The sequence below is a fragment of the Clostridium estertheticum genome, from assembly GCF_011065935.2.
Classification (GTDB): domain Bacteria; phylum Bacillota; class Clostridia; order Clostridiales; family Clostridiaceae; genus Clostridium_AD; species Clostridium_AD estertheticum_A.
Map to the genome: position 1 here is coordinate 4977492 of NZ_JAAMNH020000001.1, position 22092 is coordinate 4999583.

Consider the following 22092-nt stretch of genomic DNA (forward strand, 5'->3'; position numbering starts at 1 on the left):
AATATTTATCAACTAATAAGCTACTTGTATTTTAAAAATCTATCTAATCATTTTTCTATATAATAAATTTCCTAAGGCTTGAATGATTTGCACAACTACAATTAAAATAATTACTGTGTATATCATGATGTCTGTTTTAAATCTATAGTAGCCATATTTCACTGCTACATCTCCAAGGCCACCTCCACCAATTGTTCCAGCCATAGCTGAGTAACCTATAATGTTTATTATGGTTAAAGTAACTCCAAGAACTATAGATGGCATTGCCTCTTTTACCATTACCCCAAATATAATTTGATAGGTTTTTGCACCGAAAGATTTAGCTGCCTCAATAATTCCATAATCCACCTCAAGTAGTGCAGTTTCAATTATTCTTGCAGCAAAAGGAGCTGCTCCTAGGGTTAATGGGACTATAGCTGCATTAGTACCTATGGTTGTCCCAGCAATAATCTTAGTTAATGGGAATATAGATATCATCAATATAATAAAAGGAAATGACCGAAGTATATTTACAACTAAATTTAAACTTTTATATATTAAAGCGTTTGGCCTTAGACCTTTAGGAGTGGTTATAATAAGCCCCACTGCTGTAATAAACCCTAAAATAATTGTAAAAATTGTGGATACTGATACCATATATATGGTGTCTATTAGTGCAGGTAGTAAAACATCTTTAAATAGCATTTATAATCCCCCCTTTCGTATACTGCTCATACTTAACTAAATAATTAATGAGTTCCCAGTCTATAGATTTTTTATTTAAATAGTTTAATATCTTTTCCTTATTCTCCTCACTTGCATTTATTATAAGACTGCCCATTACGTTATCTCTGAATTTTTCAAGCCTCCCCCATACTATTGAAAAATCTATATTTAATTCCCTGGCTATGGAAGTTATGACGCAACTCTGGCTAATTTCTTTCGGAAAAAATATTTTAATGTTATAGCCCGTGCTAGGTAATAATTCCTCCTCTCCCATAAGTGTTTTCATTTCACTTGTTGGCCTAATAAATAATTCATCTGTAATACCGCTACTTTTAATTTCACCCCCTTCTAAAAGAATAAATTTATTACAAATCTCTTTTACCACCTCCATTTGATGAGTAACTACAATAATTGTTATATTAAATTTATTATTGATATCTCTTAAAAGCTCCAATATGGACTTTGTAGTTTTAGGATCTAGTGCAGAAGTAGCTTCATCACAAAGTAATATTTTCGGATTTAAGGCCAAGGCCCTTGCTATTCCAACTCTTTGCTTTTGGCCTCCGCTAAGCTCGCATATATTGCTACTTACTTTGTCATTAAGTCCAACTAAATCTATTAAGCTATCTACTCTTTCTTTTATAGAATTTTTATCGGTGCCCCATACTTCCAGTGGAAAGGCTATATTTTCAAAAACATTTTTTCTATTAATCAAATTAAAACTTTGAAAAATAATACCTACATTTTTTCTAAATTCGCGGAGCTCTTTGGGGTTTAACTGCTTTACTTCACTACCCATTATATTAATGCTACCTGTATCATAGGATTCAAGCCCGTTAAAGCATCTAAGCAATGTGGATTTACCTGCACCGCTGTGACCAATAACACCATAAATATCGCCTTTATCCACTGTAAAAGAAACATTATTTAATACCTTCTCGCTGGAAAAACTTTTACTTACGTCACTAACTTTAATCATAATATTCCTTCTCCTTTTTATTACTTATTTTTTTTCATTGTTAATATTGTTGATATTGATATTAACAATTATTTTTTCTAAAAAAAAATAGAACCCAAGAATAAACTTGGGCTCTAATGCCAAACTTATTCTTATCTCGCAGCAATGCTGCAGGATTTAACACCATGTATCATAGATATGATACTGGTTGTCGGGTTTCATAGGGCCATTCCCTCCACCTCTCTTGATAAGACAATATTAAATTTTACTTTCAATCTATATCAAAACAAAAAACCTCTCCCATCAATATAAATGATGAAAGAGGTATGATATTACAAGGTCACCTCTCTCATCTTCCGCTAAATTCTAAGGAACTTAGCGCAGGAATTAGCACCTTTTCAGACAAATGATATCTGACGGTTGCCGAGGTGTCATAGGGCCAGTCCCTCTACCTCTCTTGATGAGAATTAATTGCTTTATTAAATTAAAGTTATGATATCACTATCTAGATGAAAAGTAAAGAATTTTTTAAAATAATAAAAACTTGCCACCTGGGGACCAAGTGGCAAGTTTCTATTATTATTTAAAGAGGACCATCTATTCCAAGAACATCTATTTCATATATTCTTGCCGCAGAATCTGCTCCTTGAGTTGGTTTTAACACAATGATTTTTACATATTTAGCTTGAGTTGCTTTAAATGTGTCAATAGTATTTGCAAGTGGATTTTTAAGAACTTCTAGCAATGGTGTAAATTTTACTCCATCTAAACTAGTTTCCACTGAATACCTTTGAGTATTCATATCAGGATTTTCGCCACCAGCCTCAGCGTGAGCCATCCGAATTTCACTTATTGTTTTAACACCACCAAGGTCTATTGTAATATCATGAGGTGCAGGACCTACTGCGCACCATTTTGTTTTCGTTTTTCCGTCTACAGCGAATTTAGGTGCTTCATTATCATTTGTAAAACCTGAAGCCGTAACTGTTTTGTTTTGTGAAAGGTTTGCAAGTTCTTTTTTAGCTTTACCAGTTACTGTTATAAGGTCTTTAATAACCTTAACATCTTTTCCTTCTTTATTCTTAGCTGTTAATGTAACTGAGTATACCCCTTCTTTAGCATAGCTAACAGTTGCTTTATTAGCTGTACCTTTTTCAACGCTTGCACCAGGTAGACTCCATTCTACACTTTCAGTAATTGCAGAGCTAAGACTTTCAAATGTTATTTCTTCACCAGGTGAAACTAATGTTTTTGATACTTTAAATTTTGCTTTAGGAATATTGTTTGCAGGCCATTTCATATCTACTTGACCTGATTTTCCTGAAATGTAATTTTTATTAATAGCAACTACTTCAAAGGTTGTTTTATCTAATTTATCATCTCTCTTAAGAGCGTTTACAAAGAACATATTATTTGGAGTGGCCCCCAAGAATGATTTTGTTTTATCATCATTAATTCTGTAAACTTCGTAATGATTAACATCTGCTTCGCTTCCTTTGTCCCAAGAAAGTCTTGCACCTACATACATATCATCTTCTTCAAATTTAGCATCATCAAGTTTTAAGTTACTAACAGAAACTTTTTTGCTAGATTTAGGGTCTTGTATTGTTATATTTCCTAAATTAAAAACTAAATTACTAATATCCTTTTCTGAAGACATTTTGTAAGATATTGTTTTAATTGATTTATCCGTAAACTTAGAAACATCATAATTTACAGTTGTCCATTCGGCTGTTATGCTCTTATCAGCTTTTATATTTGCAGTGGTTCCATCATGGAATTCTAAAACCAAATCAAGATTTACTTCTGCGCTTGATTTTGCTGAAGTAGTGAATTTTATACCTTTTTCAAGTTTAAGGTCAGCACTATAAAGTTTTACCGTAGAAGCTTTAGCAGCTTCTAATTTTCCCATGAATTTTATAGAATTTCCACCATAGAAGGCAGAAGCAAAATCTATAGAAGTATTTAATTTATTCTTACCTTCATTTTTAATTATCCATCTATAAGTTGGCATTATATCTTCAAGACTTCTATTATTCCAGTCACGTGAAGATACTTTTTCTCCATTAATAAAGAAGTTATATCCATTGCCTATATTGAAATTAGTTGTGAAAGGCAATGTATTTACAACTGATTTTTCAATAGCATAAGTTGAAATACCTTTCCACTCAGTTCCTTTAACCTCTGTAGGGATAGACGGATTTTTAAATTCATTTACCCACAGTCTATTTTCCTTATTTTCAAACTCTTCTATAGAATTTGAGGAGAAGAATGTCCAACTAGGAGCATAAAGTCCAAGAGATGTGAAGTTACTTTTAGCATCCTTTTCAAATAAGTCCCAACGAACCGGAGTACTTACACCATTAGCTTGAACATCTACTCCAGCATATATATCATATGGATTTACACCAACTTCTTCCGCTCTTTTATTTGAAGCCTTAAGCAATTCTTTCTCAACAAGTTTTTTATTAGTCCACCAGAAGTTTAGGAACATGCTATCAGCAACAGGCTTCTTATCTGCATCAACTAAGAAATAATCATTTTTCTCATTAAGCGCATTTTGCCAATCTACCTCACCGTCCTTTGTCATAGAGTCATACCACATTATCTCCGACTTGTCCTTAGCTTTGCTCTTATATTGTTTTATAAATTCTTGCATAAGAACGGCATGCTCCTTAGATACAGGTGCTTCTTTTGTACCTTCAGTTTCTTGGTTTATGAACCAACCATCGAAATTGTAAGTTTTAGAAACTTCTATAAGTTTATCAACCATAATGAAGTTACCGCTAGCATCTTTTTCTAGAAAATCATTAAGCCATTCTAACTTTCCGCCATAAGCTGCAGGAGGGAAGTATATTGTTCCTAAAACTGGAACACCATTTCTATGAGCCGAATCAGTAACATCAGCAGTTGGTGGAACTATTAACCCTTCACCTGAAGAACCGCCCCAATATACAAGTTTATCGATATATTGCCAATAAGAAAATGTATTAGATGCGAATTTGTTAGACCCCTGAGATGCATTCCCACTAGTACTAGCGTTCATTATTGAAATAGCAACAACCTTCATATCCTTGTTTTGTGATGCATTAACAGGATATAATTTGTTCTTATCCACTCTTTTAGCCAGCGGTACCGTACTCTTATTAAAATTAGCATTCTTGTCCTCTGTTGCTTTCCACTTTGAAAGTTCTTTTGGGAACCATTGAGATGATATAGGTTGATTTGCTATAACAAATTCACTAGCCTCCTCTGTTATACGATAGCTACTGCTTCCCGCACGCTCATTGCAAGAAACAAGACTAAAGCTAAATGTGATAGCTAAAAGTGCAGGAGCTAAAAGTTTTAGTTTTTTCATGTGTTTATTTTTTAAGTTCATATACTTACCCCCCCTAATTTTAAGAAGCCACCTGATAATTTTAAGACTTCTTTTTTATCTTAATTTAAGAGTGCTACATTTACTGCATACTCTTAAAATATAGATCAAATTTATTCATGCTAATCAACTAGTAAAACGATTACAATTAAACTTTAACACATCTAAAGTTCTAGGAACAAGTGTAGTAATTTTAGAAAAAGTGAATAAAATATACATATTATCCCCCACTTGTAGAAGTGGGGGACTTTCCTTCTGAAATGTCGTTAAACTTATCAAATAAAATTAGCTTTGTAGTATTGCTAAGGCAACTGCGCCTATAACTCCCGCATCTGTTCCTAGCTTTGCTGGTACTATTTCACAACCAGCAGTCATTGTTTTAAGTCCCCTTTCATTAACAACTTCTTTAACTTTATCAAAGATTATTTCACCAGCTTTTGAAACTCCCCCACCTATTACTACAATGTCTGGGTCAAAGGTATTAATAATATTTGTTACTCCAATACCTAAATATCTTAAAGCATTATCTCTTATAGAAATTGCAACTTTATCTCCATTTTCTGCTTCTTTAAACACTTCATATGCTGTTATTATTTCATATCCCTTTAAGCTTGTATTAATATTGCTTGACGCAGCATCTTTTGCCCTTTTAGCTATTGCTGTCCCTGACGCTAGAGCTTCTAAACAACCTAAATTACCACAATTGCATCTTGCACTACTAAATGGTTCTACAGTTGTATGGCCAATTTCTAGAGCATTTGTTGTTCTTCCCCTGTATACTTGTCCATTAAGAATAGCTCCCCCACCAATTCCAGTACTTACAGTTATGTAAATCATATTTTCTGTACCTTTTGCAGCACCAAACATAAACTCTCCAATGGCTGCTACACTGGCATCATTATCTAAGTAAACAGGAATATTAAACTTATCCACTATTGGCGTTACTAAATCAAAGTTTTTAAATGGAAGGTTTGCAGGCTCTACTATAATTCCTTTTCTAGCATCTAGCGGGCCTGGTGCACCTATCCCAATAGCCTTAATATCTTCTTTACTAGTATTTTTATTTAGCATGACTTTATCAATTACACTTATAATTCTATTTAATACTGCAATTTCACCTTCACTTGCATTAGTAGCAACTACTTGTATCTCAATTACTTTACCCGATAAATCTGCCAATGCACAACTTATTTTAGTTCCACCTAGATCTACCCCAATTACATACTTCATATTCATACCACTCCATTTCGATATTAGAAACCGTTATTTTTTGAAATTTCTTTCATCCAGTATCCTGATTTTTTAATAGTTTTCACTTGTGCTTCTAAATCTAAAGATATGAAACCATATCTATTTTTGTATGCATTATTCCATGACCAACAATCAATTGGCGTCCATAAATGATATCCAAAGCAGTTTGTCCCATCCTCAATTCCACTATGCAACCACTGTAAATGTTCTCTAATAAACTCTATTCTGTAATCATCTTCTATGATGCCTTCAGCATTCTTAAATCTAGATTCTCCTTCCACACCCATCCCATTTTCTGAAACATACCAAGGTATATTTTTATAATTATCCCTTATATTAATTGCCACATCATACATAGCCTCGGGGTATATTTCCCATCCTCTATAAGGATTCATTCTTTTTCCTGGCATATCATACCTTTCAAAGTATTTTTCTGGCATCCATCCATTACTTGTGTCAAATTCAGTTTCTCTTGCCATTATACGTGATGGTTGATAGTAGTTAACGCCTAGGTAATCTACTGTATTTTCTTTTATTATATTATTTTCCTCTTCTGTACATTTCCACATAATTTCATCATTTTTAAATATCTCCACTAATTCTTCTGGGAAAGTTCCATGTACAGCTGGGTCTAAAAACATTCTATTAAAGAACATATCTGCAATATTTGATGCTTTTAAATCTTCATCAGAATTACTTCTTGGATATGATGGTGTAAGATTTAATATTGTACATATTTTTCCACCATGCTTATGACATCCAAGCTCTTTAAATTCTTTAATTGCCTTAGCTGAAGCTAAAGCTAAATTATAAGAAGCTTGTACTGCTCTTCTGCCATCCACAACTTGTGGGTAATGGTGCTTATATAAATATTGTCCTTCAATTATAACTATAGGTTCGTTGAATGTTGCCCAATGCTTAACTCTATCACTAAACAGTTCAAATGCTTTTCTTGCAAACTTAGCAAATAAATCTACAACATGTTTTGATTCCCATCCACTATATTTTTCATATAATTCTACAGGTAAATCAAAATGATGTAAGTTCATAATGGGCGTAATTCCAAGACTTAAACACTTGTCTATTACATCATTATAGAATCTAACTCCATCCTCATCTACTTCACAAGTTTCTAAATCTTTTATAAGTCTTGTCCACTGGATTGAAGTTCTAAAAGAGTTTAATCCTATTTGTTTTAACATTTCTAAATCTGATCCGTAACTATTATAAAAGTTTGATGCTACATTTGGTCCAACCTTCTCAAAAAATTTATCTGGTGCTATATCAAACCAATAATCAAATACATTCTTATGTGCTTTATTAAATCTACCTTCTGACTGTGGACCTGATGTTGCAGCGCCCCACCAAAAATCCTTGGGGAAAATATTATTCATAGCTTTTAATTGTTTCATATGCATAGCCACTCCTATTTCATAAAAACAAACTCTATGTAAATACATAGAGTTTGTTTTCTGTTCCTATATTTTTACTTAGTTTTCTTCCATTCATCTATTTGTTTTTGCATTTCTTTTATAATTTTATCTATGCCTTGTTCTTTTAACTTGCTGTTTAATTTTGGTAAGTATTCATCAATATCAACTGAACCACTATATAGTGTTGCTTTAAATTCTTCTAAAACATTATTTACAGCTGCTATTTCATTACTTACTCCTGATCTATCAAATTTAAATCCTAAAGCTGGTGAACTTTTTGCTGCATCATTAAATTTTCTAAATATATCCCATTTGTCTTTTGGCTCATTACTTAAAACGTCTGTAATAAATAGGTTTCCTACTGTGTAATATCCAATTTCGTATTTTTTTCTGTTTGCTTCTATTATTTTAATTTGGCCTTCGCCCATTTTTGTATAGTGAGTACCTTCAATACCATAATTTATTAAGTTTCTTAAATATTTATCAGTATTTAAAAGGTTTAAGAATTCAACTGATTTTTCTTTGTTTTTAGAATTACTTGATACAGCTATCATTGATCCTGTTGTTGATCCATTTGTTATATATGAATCCATTATTGGTGTAGCTACTACTTCATAATTTAAGTCCTTAGACCAAAGTTTTTCTGCAAAAGGTTGCCCATCCCCTTTTGTTGTAAATCTCTTAACTGCTTTATCATCTTGCGCTGTAGCTGAATCTGCGTTTATATATCCTAATTTATAGTATTTTCTTAAAGTTTCTAAGTCACTCTTCATTTTATCTGTTTCAAACATATTCTTTATAGTTAAACTACTATCTCCATATTCCACTCCAACTGGGTCAACTAATTGATCAAAGTATTGTGGCCCTGAGAACCCTTTAGTTATATATAATGGCACTACATCTGGTTCCTTTTCTTTTATAATTTTTAACCAAGGTTCTAAATCTTGTAATGTATGAAGTTTTTCATAAGGTATCTTGTACTTATCTATATATTCTTTAGTAAATACCCACATTGGTGCTGTTGATATTTCCTTTTGGTTAGGTACTCCGTATATTTTACCATTAATAGTTGCTCCATCCCAAAATCTTTTGTCTATAGCATCATTCATACCCTTACCTGTTGTTTTTAAATAATCGTTTAATTCTAAGAAGCCACCCTTTACAGCATTACCTGAATAATCTCCAGCCCAGGAGCATGTAAATGCTAAATCAAAGTTTTCCCCTGAGTTTATTGTAACTCCTAATTTTTGAGTGTAATCTCCGTAATCTATAAACTGCATGTCAATAGTTGCATTCATCTTCTTCAATAAATATTTATTTGCCTCAGCTTCTACTAATTTTATATCCTTAGGCTCTGAACCAATTGTATACCACTTCAGTTTAACAGGTTCATTATTTTTACTTTGTGAAGAAGATCCACTACAACCAGCAAATATACTTGTTGATAGTATTGCACAAGCTGCTAAAGCTAATATTTTTTTCATTTTCATTTTTAGTCCCCCCATTCATTTTTGATGTTAAAAAACGTTTACAAGATGATTATAAGCCATATTTTTATGTTTTTATAGTGAACTTTTTCAATGTTTAGTTGACTTATTCTAATTAGTTCGCTCATTAATTTCATATTATCTTAATAATTATAAAAATATTATTAAGACAATATGAACTACCTACTAGTTGTTATATTTTTACTTTAGCTTAACTTTGAATGTCTTTATTTCATATGGCTTAATTGTAAAGTCAATTTTATTTCCGGTTTCAGAAATAGTTTCTAAATCTCTTTCCATTAAATTGCATTCACATATTTCTTCAATATCTTTAAAGAATTCTAATGTAGCATTTGTTCTTTTGTTATGAAATTCGTACAGTCTTACTATTAAGTGATCTGTATCTTCAGCCTTTTTAACAACTTCTATAATAATATTGCTTTTATTTACATTAACTAAGCTTACTTTTTCTTCTAATTTCCCTGCATGAGCTTCTTCAACCACCGTATATAGTGGTATATTTAATTCGTATGCTCTTTGAGCTGTATCTGCCTCTTTCCAAGTTCCAACATGAGTGTATAGTGAATAAGTGAAGTAATGTTCTTCTTTATCAGCGGCTGGGTTTGGATCTGAACTTGATTTAAGTAATGTCAATCTCATATTACCATCTTTAATATCGTGTCCATATTTACTATTGTTAAGTATTGATACTCCAAAATCACCTTCTGAAATGTCTGCCCATTTGTGTCCGCAAACTTCAAAGCTGGCAATTTCCCATGAAGTATTGTTATGCGTTGGTCTAGTAACATTTCCATATTGTATTTCATAAGTTGCTTCTGCAGCATTTGTATCAATTGGGAATGCTGCCTTTAACAATATATCTTGTTCTTTCCAATCAATGTATGTGTCAAAATCTATTCTTCCAAGGTCACTATAGACATAAATCTTCTGTATAATAATTGATTCTAAGAACTTTCTTTTAATTTGCAAAGTACTCCTTACTGGTCCTTCTTCTATAATCTCAATACCTTGAACATCATCTATTTTCCACATTTTTTCTTTATAATATATATCTATATCCCAGTTATCAAAGCACATAGGTTTATCTTCAAATGCTTGAATTTCATTTCCTATAGCTCCATTCTTTAATATTTCTCTTTTTGCTGCTTTATCAATGAAGGATATTATTTGTCCCTTATCATCAAATTTAATTGTAAAGAACTTGTTTTCTCCTTCACTAATACTTAGGCTCACTTTTTCTTCGTAAGCTATAGTAGCTTCAACTATTTTGAATGTTTTATGTCCATTAGCTGGAATACTGTTTGCAAAGAATATTGCCTTGTTATCTTCTATTCTTTGGCATACTATTTCTACTCCATTATTATCTACTATCGCGGGCCTAGTTATATCTTCTGGTACATCAAATGTAGCTATATCATTTCTTTCAAATCCTAAGGTATTTGCTACTACCACACTTCTATCTTTTATATTTATTTTAGAAGCTATATATTTTAAACCTTCATTAATTAATTTATTACCATTTTTAAGCAAAGTTTTATATTCAACTTCAGTTACATCATAAACTTCCTTAATTGAAGAACCCGGTATTATATCATGGAATTGATTTAATAAAACTGTTTCCCATGAATCTCTTATGCTATTATACGGATAATTCTTTCCAAGTAACATTGCTAATGAATTCACCTTTTCTGCTGCTGTATATATATTTTCACAAGCTCTATTATCTCTCTTGTTTCTAGCCATTGAAGTATATGTTCCTCTATGGTATTCAAGATATAATTCTCCAACCCACTTTGGTAACTTCTTGTTATCGCAAGCTTTTTCTTCTAATCTCTTAAAATAATCCAATGATGTTCCCATTTTAACTCTTGGAGCTCCAGGAATACCTTTAGCGAGTCTTCTTCCGTTTTCTAGCATTTCCAAAGTGGCACCACCACCACCATCTCCCCATCCAAATGAAACTAAAACATCATTATTTATGTTTTTGTTTTGGTATCTTCTCCAAGATCCCATTATTGCATCTGGTTGAATATGTCCATTATAAGTTGTGAAGTGAGATTCTTTATCTTGCCCAGGTCCAGTTGTAGTTATGAAATGAGTTAATACCTCTGTTCCATCAATTCCCTGCCACATAAATGTGTCATTTGGAATTTTATTAAATTGATTCCAAGCTATTTTTGTTGTCATAAAGTAGTTTACATCCGATTTCTTTAATATTTGAGGTAGTGCTGCTGAATAACCAAACACATCTGGTAACCAAAGCACTTCACTATCAACATTAAACTCTTCTTTAAAGAATCTTTTGCCATGTAATATTTGTCTTACTAACGACTCTCCTGATGTTACATTACAATCAGCTTCAAGCCACATAGCACCTTCTGGTTCCCAAACTCCCTGCGTAATTTTTGCTTTAACTTTTTCATAAAGTTTTGGATGATCTTCTTTTAAAAATTTATAAAGTTGTGGTTGTGATGACATAAACACATACTCTGGATACTCTTCCATTAATTTAAGAACTGTTGAAAAACTCCTTTCAACCTTTTCTCTTGTTTGTGCAACTGTCCATAACCAAGCAACATCTATATGAGTATGTCCAACACAGGTAGCAATTACATCCTCATGCCCACATAATGCACCGTAAAACTTTTCATTTAAATAATCATTAACAACTGTTACACTTTCATCATATTCCTTTGATTTTGGTCTTCTCAAATCAAGTAAATTTATAGCATCATTTAAAACTGTTATCATATCTATTCTATTTTTATCTTCTTTATCTAACTCCCTGCAAACTCCTACAGGTACTTTTAAGTTAAAGTATAGTTCTCTTGCAGCCATATCTACTACTACTAATTTACCATATAATGTAGCTTTCTTATCTGCAAGCATTCCTGCATATGCATATAAATCTATTTCATACACTGTTCCAGAAATTGCATTGTGAGTTAATATAACTTCTCTATGATTTATATCAAGCCCTTGTATTTGTTCTCCATTAACATATATACTAAATTGTGGGTTTGTTGCATCCCATCCTTCATCAAAAGTATGAAAGTTTAATGCTATAGTTTCTCCATGAAAGTTTTCTGGAACTTCTACTTGACATTTAAACCAACCATGACAATCCTTCCCACCCCAAAGATCCTCTGTTTTAAATTCTCTCCATCCATCTACTGGTGCCTTTTTAATTCCATCTATATCATGATAATTTCCATCTATATACATATAGTTTTCAAGATTAACGCTATCTCTATATACATGCTTTGCTATTTCTCCACAAGTCTTTTCTATTCTTTCTAATAAATAATACATATTATGCACCTCTTATACTGTTATTATTTTTACTGTTTTTACTATTTTTATAATTTAGTTTGCTATTATTAATTTATACTACTCTTTTACCGCTCCGATAGTTAATCCACCAACAAAATATTTTTGGAAGAAAGGATAGGCAAATAGAATTGGTAATGTGGTTATTACTACTATAGCCATTTTAGCTGTTTCTTTTGGCATTCTACTAGCTGCTTCTATTGCTCCTGTCCCCATAGTGGCTGCATTATTAGTTAAAAATTCCATTGAAGTTTCAATTCTTACAAGCAGATACTGTAGTGGTATTAAGCTATTGCTGTCAATGTATAACATAGCATTAAACCAGTCATTCCAAAACCCAAGTGTTAAGAATAATCCTATAGTTGCTATACCAGGTATAGATATAGGTAAAACTACTTTTAAAAATGTTACCCACTCCGAGGCTCCATCAATTTTTGCTGCTTCTATAATTGCATCTGGAACTGTTGTTTTGAAAAATGTTCTAAGCACTATTATATTAAATGAACTTACACATATAGGAAGTATAAGCGCTAATATATTGTCCTTTAATCCTAAACATTTTGTAACTACCAAGTAAGACGCAACCATACCACCTGAGAATAACATTGGTATGAATATTAACTTTGTAAAGAATTTTCTATAAATAAAACTCTTTCTTGATAGTGCATATGCATATGTTGACATTATTGCAAGGCCCAGTAATGTTCCTGCTACAGTTACTATTATAGTTATTCCATATGCTCTAGTTATTTGATTACCTGATGTGAAAATATATTTATAAGCATCTAAACTCCACTCCTTTGGCCAAAACTGATACCCGTGCATTTTAAGTGACTGCTCACTTGTTAATGAAATTATTAAAACAAATACAAACGGTATTATAGCCATAGCTGCTAATATAGAAAAGAATATATTAAATCCTATATTTGTCTTTTTTGATATACAATTAAATCTATTTATCTCTTCTAATGGCTCTTTATCTTTTCTTTTATTTATGAATAATGTTTTTTTATTTGATATCTTTAACATCCCATGCGCCACCTTTCATTCTAGAAGAATGCATTGTCATTATCAACCTTTCTAACTATACCGTTTGTTACTAGTATTAATATTAATCCTACTACTGATTGATATAATCCTGCTGCTGAACTCATTCCTATGTTACCTAAGTTCATTAAACCTCTATATACGTAAGTATCTATAACATTTGTTACAGGGAATAAGGCCCCTGAATTTTTAGGCAGTTGATAGAATAATCCCATATCCCCTCTAAACATTCCTCCAATTGAAGTTATAAACATTATTATTAATATTGGTTTTAATAATGGAACTGTTATAAACTTTATTTGTTGCCACTTAGTAGCGCCATCGATCATAGCTGCTTCGTAATATGTTTTATCTATACCACATATTGCTGCTAGATAAATAACTGTTCCATAACCTACAGCCTTCCATTGACTCATAAATATTATTATTGGTGGCCAATATTTGGATTGGGTGTACCATGATACTGGGTTCAGTCCTAAACTTTTTAATATTCCATTTGCTAGCCCTTGTCTTGGGCTTAAGAATGTATATAAGAAATAACTTACTACAACCCATGATAAGAAGTAAGGTAGGAACATTGCACTTTGATAAAACTTTGCTGCTCTTTTATTTAAAACTTCTTTTAATAATATAGCTAATGTTACTGGAAGTGCTAGTCCAAGTATTATGAATACAAGGTTATATGCAACTGTATTCCTGGTTATAAGCCATGCATCACTACTTTGGAATAAGAATTTGAAGTTATCAAATCCTACCCACTTACTAGTTAGTAAGCTTTGTAAAAATCCGCCATTTATTTTCCAATTCTTAAAAGCTACCACAACCCCAAACATTGGTAAATATGCAAATATTAAAAACCAAAGTGCTCCTGGAATTATTAAAATTAGAAGTTCCTTATTTTCTTTTAATTTCTTAAATCTTAACCTTCGATTATTCTTATTTATATTTACATCCTTATTCATGCTATCGCACACTCCCTTGTAAACGTTTGTTTCCATGTATAAACTATATCATATTTACTAGTTGATTTTAAAGTTGATTTTCTTTAGTTTTAGTGTATAAATTAGATATTTATTATTTTTCATTCTATAAATGCTTAAAACTCTTCACAATTAAAGTTATAATTCTTTAATTGTGGAGAGTTTTATTTAGTAATTTTTTATTTCTCTTAAAGTTGATGGGCACACCCCATAATACTTCTTGAATTTTCTATAAAAATAACTTGTATCCGAGAACCCTACAGCTTTAGCAATATCATTTATTTTCATATTAGTATTTAATATTAGCTCTTTAGCCTTCATGTTCTTAGTCCTATTTAAATATTCCGAGAAAGAAACCCCTATCTCTTTTGTAAATATTTGGCCTAAATATGAACTGTTTATATTATATTGATAAGCAAGTGTTTTTAAACTAAGCTCCTCGTAATATTTTTCATTAACACTGTTTATAATTTGCTGAATAACCGGGCTATATTTAATTGTGTTTATATTCATTAACCTTCCAAGCTCTTCAAGTTCACGAATTAGAAACGCCTTTACATTATCTCTAGTACTTTCATTACAAAGTTCTACTATAGTATTGCTGAGGCTATCTTTACTATATTTGGTATCAATTTCAAACTCTTCTGATATCTTATCTGTAAGGAATATTATCTTTATTGATAGATCATATATATTTTTAGGCGTTAATCTACAATCATCAAATAACTCTATTATATAATCTTGTAATTTCCCATTGTTTTTTTCTATTATTAACTTATTTATTAGTTCTATTTCTTTGGTAAAACTTCTTTTATTATCTTTTATTTTACTAATATCTTCCTTACATAAGCATATATTAAAACCTTCGGTTAAAATATACTTTTTAAGCTTATTTGCAACATTATAACTTTCTTTTAATTTATCTATACTATCCACTAAATCTCCTACTCCAATAAAAATATCAGTATCAAGTTCTTCCAATAATTTATCCTTTATACAATAAAAATAATTCATAACATCTTCCTTGGTACTATTTTCATTCCATGGATTTATTATTATTACTTGTCCATCGTAGTTTCGTATAATTTCACATTTACCATAAGTATTTCTCTCAATGATATCATTTATGTTACTACTTTCTTTATTACCCTTTTGAGCAATAGTTATGCTACTTACTGTATATCTTTTTTCATTTAATCCTATATTTATAACCTGCTGTATTTTACACAATTCACTCTTATCTATCTTACCATTTATAAATTGAATTAGTTTTCTATTTTTAGAGAGTAGCCTACTTTGTTTTTCTTTTTCTCTATGCATAGTATCTACAATTTTTATTAATGCTTGTTGTAACTCATCTTCATTAATTGGTTTTAATATATAATTTTCTACCCCATACTCTATAGCCGTCTTAGCATATGAAAATTCATCATATCCGCTTAGTATTATAAACTTAACCTGTTCATCTATGGATCTAATTTTCTTTATAAGCTCAAGCCCTGTTACTTTAGGCATATTTATATCCGTAATTACAATATTAACAGGTTTTTTTTCAAACATTTCTATTGCACTTATTGCATTATCGGCAGTTTCTGTCACTTCTAATCCGAGCTTATCCCATTCAATTATATTTAATAAACCTTGTACTATTAAATTCTCATCATCTACCAACATAACCTTATACATCTTTATCTGCCTCCTTGCATGGAAGTTTTACAACAACCATTATCCCTTTATCTTTATTTTCAATTAATTTTATTCCATAATTTTTTCCGTATTTTATTGTAATTCTTTCATGTGCATTTAAAAGTCCTATAGATTCGTCTAAATTAATTCTTTTTTCTAACATATCATTTAAACTTTTAATTCTTTCTTTTGATATCCCATTACCGTTATCCACTATATATATAATCATATCTTCATTTTCTCTTCTTACTTGTATGCTTAGCTTGTTGTCATTATTCTCAAGACTTATTCCATGAAAAAAATAATTCTCTATAAGTGGCTGAAGAGTAAATTTAATTATTTCTTTATCTAAAAGTTCCTCCTCACAATCCACACTATACTCAAATTTATCGTCAAACCTAAATTTAAATATTTCTAAGTATTTCTCACAATATTCTAATTCACTTTTAACAGTTATAATATTTTTTTCTTTTACTTGCTTTCTAAATAAAAATGCTAATGTATATATCATTTTGCCCACTTCTTTATCTCCATTACAAATAGCTTTCATTCTTATAGATTCTAATGTGTTATATAAAAAATGTGGATTAATCTGATTTTGAAGTGCTACCATTTCAGCATTTTTTTGATTTAGCTCTGCTAAATAGCTTTTTTCAATATATTGGTTTAGACTTTTACACATGTCATTAAAATTCTGGGAAATATAATTGATTTCATCATTTTCCTTAGTTATAGGAATTGAAATATCCAGTTCTCCATTCTTAACTTTTCCCATTGCCATTAGTATGGCATCCATTCTATCACTAAGTTTGTTAAGCTTTATATGAAGAACCCTTTCTACTATTATAAAAAGTAAAATGTTTATTAAAAATAAGGAGCTAAAAAATTTGCCTGGTAAGTCTGTGATTTTCACTTTTGGAGTTTTCACTATAGTTACTAATGTTGATGCATTCAAAGCTTTATTTATATAATAATTCTTATCTAATTGAACCTCTTGTCCATCTTTCATTACTTTCGAAAAGTAAGGATACTTTCGATATTCATATTCATTATTGGAATCGTACACAACATATCCACTATTATCTAAAACCATAACTTGATATTTTTCTTCATACTTATTAACAATATTTTTCAATCTATCTAAATCATATGTACATATTATTTCACCTTTAGACTGAAGAGTTTCCGGATCTCTTATCTCTCTAATATAACTTATAATATTTTTTTCACATACAATACTAGAAAAATTATAATTTTCGCCTAACTTATCCATTTTATTTTTTTTTACTTTTATTTGATTTAGCCTATTAAATGAGCTTGTTTCTGCTCTACTATAACTAACAAATGAAATATTACTCAAAGAGTCATTTATATTAAATGAAGACCTGGTAAAGCTTTCAACACCTTTATAAAAATAGTCCTTGCTACTCGAAAACCTATCTAATTTATATTTTAAATACGATACTCCATCCATATTTAAAAAGTTTACTACATCATTAATAATATAATTATCATTATACATATTTTTTATTATTGAATTTGTACTGTTATTTATGTTATTTATTTCTTCATTTACATCATAGGCGACTTTTGCATTTATATATAAACTATTTTCTTTAATATTAGATACTTCTTTTTTTATAAAATATATATCTAAGCTTGCTAGTAAAAAAAATATCATTAGCATGTTAATACTAAATATTCTTTTATATATCATTGATTTTTTTATACGCATTTACTCAGTCCCCTCATCCTTATGTATTTATGCTCACAGGTATATTTAAACATACTTTTAATTTTATGAAAAGTTTTCTGCACTTGATATTTTATTGTTTTACTGAACTTATTCTAGAATACTATGCAGTTCTACTACAAAACTTTGAATCTTCATACTATTTATATTATAATAAAAACAAACCTTTACAGAGGAGGATTTATTTATGTGGGAAATTTTCAGCTTAGACAGAATTTTAGATATATTTAATTATATATTTTGGTTCTTTTTATTAAATCTATTTTTTATGATCCTCAACATACCAATTGTTTCATTCCTTTTGTTTATAGGCATAAGCAATACTTTTTCATCCTTCCCTTTATTTTTAATATGCCTTATTCCCGTTGGTCCAGCATTAACAACATTATTATACTGCATGGGTAAATTAATTAGAAATAAGGATCTACATATTATAAAAGATTTTATTAAAGGTTTAAAATTAAACTTTAGACAATCCGCTTTTTTATGGTGTTGTGAATTAATAGTAGTATTTATACTTTATTCTAATATGAAATTCTTTTCTACTGCAAAGTATAGCTTAGTGTTAACATGCTTATTTGCATCACTAACAATTCTTACTTTATTAATAACACCATATATATACATATTAATAAGTAGATTTTCCATGAAAAATATGGATATTATTAGAGCTTCACTTATTCTAGCATTTACAAGACCAATCCTTACTCTATCCAATACATTAATATTCATAGTTTTACTTGCTTTATTTGAAATTGCTCCCAGTACAATAATATTATTTATTTCAAGTTTATTTGCATTTTCACTTAGCTTCGCTAATAAATCATTACTTCTTGAACTTGAAACATCTTACTCAAAATAGTAAGTCTAGATTATGATTAATTTTAAATATCATAATCCAGGCTTTTAATTTTATAATCTAATAAACAAACTTATAGAAACTATTATTTTAGGAGGACTTTTATGAATACTATAGCAAACACTGAATTAGAGGTTATTAAATCTACAGTAAGGAAAATAGGACAAGACTTATCTAGGTATATCGAAAATGAAAATCTTAGAACAATTTTTTTAAATTGTTTTATTAATACAATAGAAACTACAGTTGATGTTGCAGGCGATGATGCATTTGTAATAACAGGGGACATTCCTGCTATGTGGCTTCGTGATTCCACATCTCAAGTAGAACACTATCTACCTTTTGTTAAGGAGCACGCCGAACTTAAATGTATCTTTACAGGATTAATAAAAAGACAAATGAAATATATTCTTATAGATCCTTATGCAAATGCTTTTAACAAAGAAGCTAACGGTAAAAAGTGGGATAATGATTTAACAAAGGACAGTCCTTGGGTTTGGGAAAGAAAATATGAAATAGATTCATTATGTTACCCAGTTAGACTTATACACAAATATTGGAAACAATCGGGGGATGCCTCTTTCTTTGATAATAAAATAAAAAATGTTTTCAATATCATTATTGATTTATGGAAAACTGAGCAAAACCACTTTGAAAAATCTGATTACTCATTCCAAAGACTAAATTGCTCTCCAACTGATACTCTATGCAATAGCGGCCTGGGAAACCCTGTTGGATTTACTGGTATGACTTGGTCTGGTTTTAGGCCTAGTGATGATGCTTGCCAATATGGATACTTAGTTCCAGCAAACATGTTCGCTACTGTAGCCTTAAGATATATAGAAGAAATTTCTGAAGTTATATATAGTGATTCTATGCTTAAAGAAAGAGCTACCACACTAAGACTTCAAATTGAAGAAGGTATAGAAAAATTTGGTATAGTTCACAATGAAGAATTTGGAGATATCTACGCTTACGAAGTTGATGGCTTAGGTAGCTTTAACTTTATGGATGATGCTAATGTTCCAAGTCTTTTGTCAATTCCGTACTTAGAATTTAGAGGAATTGATGATGAAATTTATCAAAACACAAGAAAGTTCATATTAAGTAAAAACAATCCATTCTACTATGAAGGTACAGCTGCCCAAGGCATAGGTAGTCCACACACTCCCCCTGAATATATATGGCATATAGCTCTTTCAATGAGTGGGCTTACAACTAATAACACTGATGAAATAAAAGATTTAATAAGCACTTTAATATGCACTGATGCAGGAACTGGTTTCATGCATGAAGGATTCCACTGTAATGATCCAAAAAAATTCACAAGAGATTGGTTTGCTTGGTCTAACTCACTATTTGCTCACTTCATATACGATGCTATAATAGAGAAAAAAATAAAACTATAAGCCATATAAAAATAAATATGGACTAATTTAAAATGCTCTTATATAATTAAAAGCTAGATTGGATAAAATTTATCCAATCTAGCTTTTAACAATTAGTTTATAAAGTTATATACTGCACCTATTAAATTAGCATCATTTGAATAAACACATTTTTTAACATTTGGCATTATCTTAGTAATTTCTGCTTGCTTTAGTATAATTTCTAATTTTGTGTTTATACAATGGACCAAGTCTTCTCTAGCACTTATAGCTCCGCCAATAACAATTACTTCTGGGTCATATACGTATTGTAAATTAAATATTCCCAGTGCTAATTTATAATAGAATTTATCAATTGCTCTTAGACAATCTTTATCCCCTTCTTTTGCCATATCAAATATCTTCTTTCCATCAATTTTACTAGTAGCTATATTTTTGTATTCAGCCACTCTTCTAACAATAGAGAATGTAGATGCAACTTCACTATAATTTCTAACAGTTCCCTTTTCCATATCGCTTTCCATTATCATATATCCAAACTCTCCACCATGTAGGTTAACTCCTAAATGCAATTTCCTATCTTTTATAATTGCCCCCCCAATGCCTGTCCCACATATTAAAAATAGTACATTGTGGTTATCCTTTGCGGCGCCCTTCCAAACTTCTGCTAAAGCCGCACAGTTAGCGTCATTTTCCATAGCAACATCTAAATCTGTAGCTGCTTTTAATATGTTTCTAAAATTAGGCCCATGAATATATGGTACTGCTGATGCTCCGTATATTACACCTTCTTCATTATTAACAGCTCCTGGGCAACTTAATGCTATCCCCTCTAATTTCATATACTTTTTGTATGTATCTACAACCTCAACCATTTTTGTAAAAATCATATCCAATTCTTCTTTTGGTGTTTCAAATGCTCCTTTATCTAATATTTCTCCTTGTTCATTTATAATTCCAAATTTAACAGAAGATCCTCCGATATCAAAAGCAATATAATTTTTCATTTTGATTTCCCCTCATATCTTTTAAATATTTATTATGCCATTTTGTCTATTCACATATTTTTGATAAATATATTTAACTATTTATCACACATATCGTTTACATTATCTATTATAGGTTTTATTTTATTTAGTTTGTAGTGTATAAATTATACTTTCATTGTACAAACTCTACACTTATAAAGTAAGCACAACTACCCAGACATTATGAAGATAGTAGCTCCGGCCCAAGCGCGGGAGCTACTATCCTACTTTTTCTTATACTGTCCTTCATAATCTCTCTCCATATTACTCTCAAATTTTTTAATGTATGTACTTGAAAATTCTTCCGGAGTAATTTAAAATCTGTTTAATGTATCTGAATAATACATTAACACATCGCCTAGTTCTTCAATAAATCTTTCTCTTATCTTTGGGTCATTCATAATTCCATCTTCTGTTTTCTTCTTTATTATTGCAATTGCTTCTCCAATTTCTTCAATCATATAAAGAATGGAAATTTTGCCATGCGTAGGTTCCATTGGACTCCAGGTATCTTTGTGTTTTTCCCATAACTTATGGGACATCTCTAACATTTCTGATATTGATAAATCTACTTTACCAGCCATTCAACACTCTCCTTTTGCATTTTAAATTACAATTTTTATAATAAGTTTAATTCATGTTGATCATAAAGCATAATGCCTTCTATATTTTACCACATCATCACCAATAGCTCCAAAATCCTAGTATAAAAATCTGTGAATTAACTTTAGAAATAGTCCAAATCAGACAAAAAAAAAGAAGATATTAATCTATATTAAGAAAGGGCAAT

Annotated in this window: 15 protein-coding genes, 1 pseudogene and 2 riboswitches; of the genes and pseudogenes, 2 read left to right on the forward strand and 14 right to left on the reverse strand. The window is 30.5% G+C overall.

Features of this window, described 5'->3' with window-relative positions; genetic code table 11:
- Positions 1–39 precede the first annotated feature (39 nt).
- From G9F72_RS23610 to G9F72_RS23660, 11 genes are all read right to left on the reverse strand, one after another.
- The gene (locus tag G9F72_RS23610) at positions 40–684 is read right to left on the reverse strand and encodes a methionine ABC transporter permease (RefSeq protein WP_164958030.1); all 645 of its coding nucleotides are present in this window, start codon (positions 682–684) and stop codon (positions 40–42) included.
- Positions 674–1684, reverse strand: coding sequence for a methionine ABC transporter ATP-binding protein (locus G9F72_RS23615; protein ID WP_164958029.1), 1011 nt, complete (start codon positions 1682–1684; stop codon positions 674–676). Before G9F72_RS23615 ends, G9F72_RS23610 begins: the two co-directional genes overlap by 11 nt.
- Positions 1685–1812: 128 nt before the next feature.
- A riboswitch (SAM riboswitch) is annotated at positions 1813–1917 on the reverse strand.
- 92 nt (positions 1918–2009) lie between these two features.
- Positions 2010–2130, reverse strand: a riboswitch (SAM riboswitch).
- A gap of 116 nt (positions 2131–2246) precedes the next feature.
- Positions 2247–5042: an endo-beta-N-acetylglucosaminidase gene (locus tag G9F72_RS23620; protein WP_224676233.1), complete on the reverse strand. Its 2796-nt coding sequence runs from the start codon at positions 5040–5042 to the stop codon at positions 2247–2249.
- A 282-nt stretch (positions 5043–5324) separates the two neighbouring features.
- Positions 5325–6275: an ROK family protein gene (locus G9F72_RS23625; RefSeq protein WP_164958028.1), complete on the reverse strand. Its 951-nt coding sequence runs from the start codon at positions 6273–6275 to the stop codon at positions 5325–5327.
- Positions 6276–6292: 17 nt separating this feature from the next.
- On the reverse strand, positions 6293–7702 hold the full coding sequence (locus G9F72_RS23630; RefSeq protein ID WP_411955944.1) for a glycoside hydrolase family 1 protein: 1410 nt from the start codon (positions 7700–7702) through the stop codon (positions 6293–6295).
- Positions 7703–7776: 74 nt separating this feature from the next.
- A complete protein-coding gene (locus tag G9F72_RS23635) occupies positions 7777–9228 on the reverse strand; it encodes an ABC transporter substrate-binding protein (protein ID WP_187356075.1) in 1452 nt (483 codons plus the stop codon).
- Between the two features lie 183 nt (positions 9229–9411).
- Positions 9412–12543 carry an alpha-mannosidase gene (locus G9F72_RS23640; protein WP_164958026.1) on the reverse strand — a complete coding sequence of 1044 codons (3132 nt, stop codon included), beginning with the start codon at positions 12541–12543 and terminating at the stop codon, positions 9412–9414.
- A 78-nt stretch (positions 12544–12621) separates the two neighbouring features.
- Positions 12622–13590 (reverse strand): carbohydrate ABC transporter permease, encoded by a 969-nt coding sequence (locus G9F72_RS23645; RefSeq protein WP_164958025.1) that lies wholly within the window; start codon positions 13588–13590, stop codon positions 12622–12624.
- 20 nt (positions 13591–13610) lie between these two features.
- Positions 13611–14570, reverse strand: a complete 960-nt coding sequence (locus G9F72_RS23650; protein WP_164958024.1) for an ABC transporter permease — start codon at positions 14568–14570, stop codon at positions 13611–13613.
- A 186-nt stretch (positions 14571–14756) separates the two neighbouring features.
- Positions 14757–16274, reverse strand: a complete 1518-nt coding sequence (locus tag G9F72_RS23655; protein WP_164958023.1) for a response regulator transcription factor — start codon at positions 16272–16274, stop codon at positions 14757–14759.
- Positions 16267–18009: a sensor histidine kinase gene (locus tag G9F72_RS23660; protein ID WP_164958022.1), complete on the reverse strand. Its 1743-nt coding sequence runs from the start codon at positions 18007–18009 to the stop codon at positions 16267–16269. The genes G9F72_RS23655 and G9F72_RS23660 overlap by 8 nt, the downstream gene beginning before the upstream one ends.
- 286 nt (positions 18010–18295) lie before the next feature.
- Between G9F72_RS23660 and G9F72_RS23665 the strand changes: the two are divergent.
- Positions 18296–18496: pseudogene (locus tag G9F72_RS23665) on the forward strand (DUF624 domain-containing protein); the annotation flags it as partial.
- A 50-nt stretch (positions 18497–18546) separates the two neighbouring features.
- On the opposite strand, the gene G9F72_RS23670 reads toward G9F72_RS23665, so the two are convergent.
- Complete coding sequence (locus G9F72_RS23670) at positions 18547–18759, reverse strand: hypothetical protein (protein WP_224676326.1); 213 nt, start codon at positions 18757–18759, stop codon at positions 18547–18549.
- A 231-nt stretch (positions 18760–18990) separates the two neighbouring features.
- On the opposite strand from G9F72_RS23670, the gene G9F72_RS23675 reads away from it, so the two are divergent.
- On the forward strand, positions 18991–20295 hold the full coding sequence (locus G9F72_RS23675; protein ID WP_164958020.1) for a glycoside hydrolase family 125 protein: 1305 nt from the start codon (positions 18991–18993) through the stop codon (positions 20293–20295).
- A 92-nt stretch (positions 20296–20387) separates the two neighbouring features.
- On the opposite strand, the gene G9F72_RS23680 is transcribed toward G9F72_RS23675, so the two are convergent.
- Both G9F72_RS23680 and G9F72_RS23685 read right to left on the reverse strand, forming a co-directional pair.
- Positions 20388–21281 carry an ROK family protein gene (locus G9F72_RS23680; RefSeq protein ID WP_164958019.1) on the reverse strand — a complete coding sequence of 298 codons (894 nt, stop codon included), beginning with the start codon at positions 21279–21281 and terminating at the stop codon, positions 20388–20390.
- Positions 21282–21616: 335 nt separating this feature from the next.
- Entirely contained in the window at positions 21617–21886 is a 270-nt protein-coding gene (locus G9F72_RS23685; RefSeq protein WP_164958018.1) for a MazG nucleotide pyrophosphohydrolase domain-containing protein, read from the reverse strand.
- Positions 21887–22092: the final 206 nt, after the last annotated feature.

Excerpts from the sequence above, each read along its gene's own strand:
- G9F72_RS23645 (WP_164958025.1), bottom strand. The coding sequence starts at position 13,590 with ATGTTAAAGATATCAAATAAAAAAACATTATTCATAAATAAAAGAAAA.
- G9F72_RS23650 (WP_164958024.1), bottom strand. The coding sequence starts at position 14,570 with ATGAATAAGGATGTAAATATAAATAAGAATAATCGAAGGTTAAGATTT.
- G9F72_RS23660 (WP_164958022.1), bottom strand. The coding sequence starts at position 18,009 with ATGCGTATAAAAAAATCAATGATATATAAAAGAATATTTAGTATTAAC.
- G9F72_RS23635 (WP_187356075.1), bottom strand. The coding sequence starts at position 9,228 with ATGGGGGGACTAAAAATGAAAATGAAAAAAATATTAGCTTTAGCAGCT.
- G9F72_RS23655 (WP_164958023.1), bottom strand. The coding sequence starts at position 16,274 with ATGTATAAGGTTATGTTGGTAGATGATGAGAATTTAATAGTACAAGGT.
- G9F72_RS23625 (WP_164958028.1), bottom strand. The coding sequence starts at position 6,275 with ATGAATATGAAGTATGTAATTGGGGTAGATCTAGGTGGAACTAAAATA.
- G9F72_RS23670 (WP_224676326.1), bottom strand. The coding sequence starts at position 18,759 with ATGAATATTAATGTATTGGATAGAGTAAGGATTGGTCTTGTAAATGCT.
- G9F72_RS23610 (WP_164958030.1), bottom strand. The coding sequence starts at position 684 with ATGCTATTTAAAGATGTTTTACTACCTGCACTAATAGACACCATATAT.
- G9F72_RS23640 (WP_164958026.1), bottom strand. The coding sequence starts at position 12,543 with ATGTATTATTTATTAGAAAGAATAGAAAAGACTTGTGGAGAAATAGCA.
- G9F72_RS23615 (WP_164958029.1), bottom strand. The coding sequence starts at position 1,684 with ATGATTAAAGTTAGTGACGTAAGTAAAAGTTTTTCCAGCGAGAAGGTA.
- G9F72_RS23630 (WP_411955944.1), bottom strand. The coding sequence starts at position 7,702 with ATGAAACAATTAAAAGCTATGAATAATATTTTCCCCAAGGATTTTTGG.
- G9F72_RS23675 (WP_164958020.1), top strand. The coding sequence starts at position 18,991 with ATGAATACTATAGCAAACACTGAATTAGAGGTTATTAAATCTACAGTA.
- G9F72_RS23680 (WP_164958019.1), bottom strand. The coding sequence starts at position 21,281 with ATGAAAAATTATATTGCTTTTGATATCGGAGGATCTTCTGTTAAATTT.
- G9F72_RS23620 (WP_224676233.1), bottom strand. The coding sequence starts at position 5,042 with ATGAACTTAAAAAATAAACACATGAAAAAACTAAAACTTTTAGCTCCT.
- G9F72_RS23685 (WP_164958018.1), bottom strand. The coding sequence starts at position 21,886 with ATGGCTGGTAAAGTAGATTTATCAATATCAGAAATGTTAGAGATGTCC.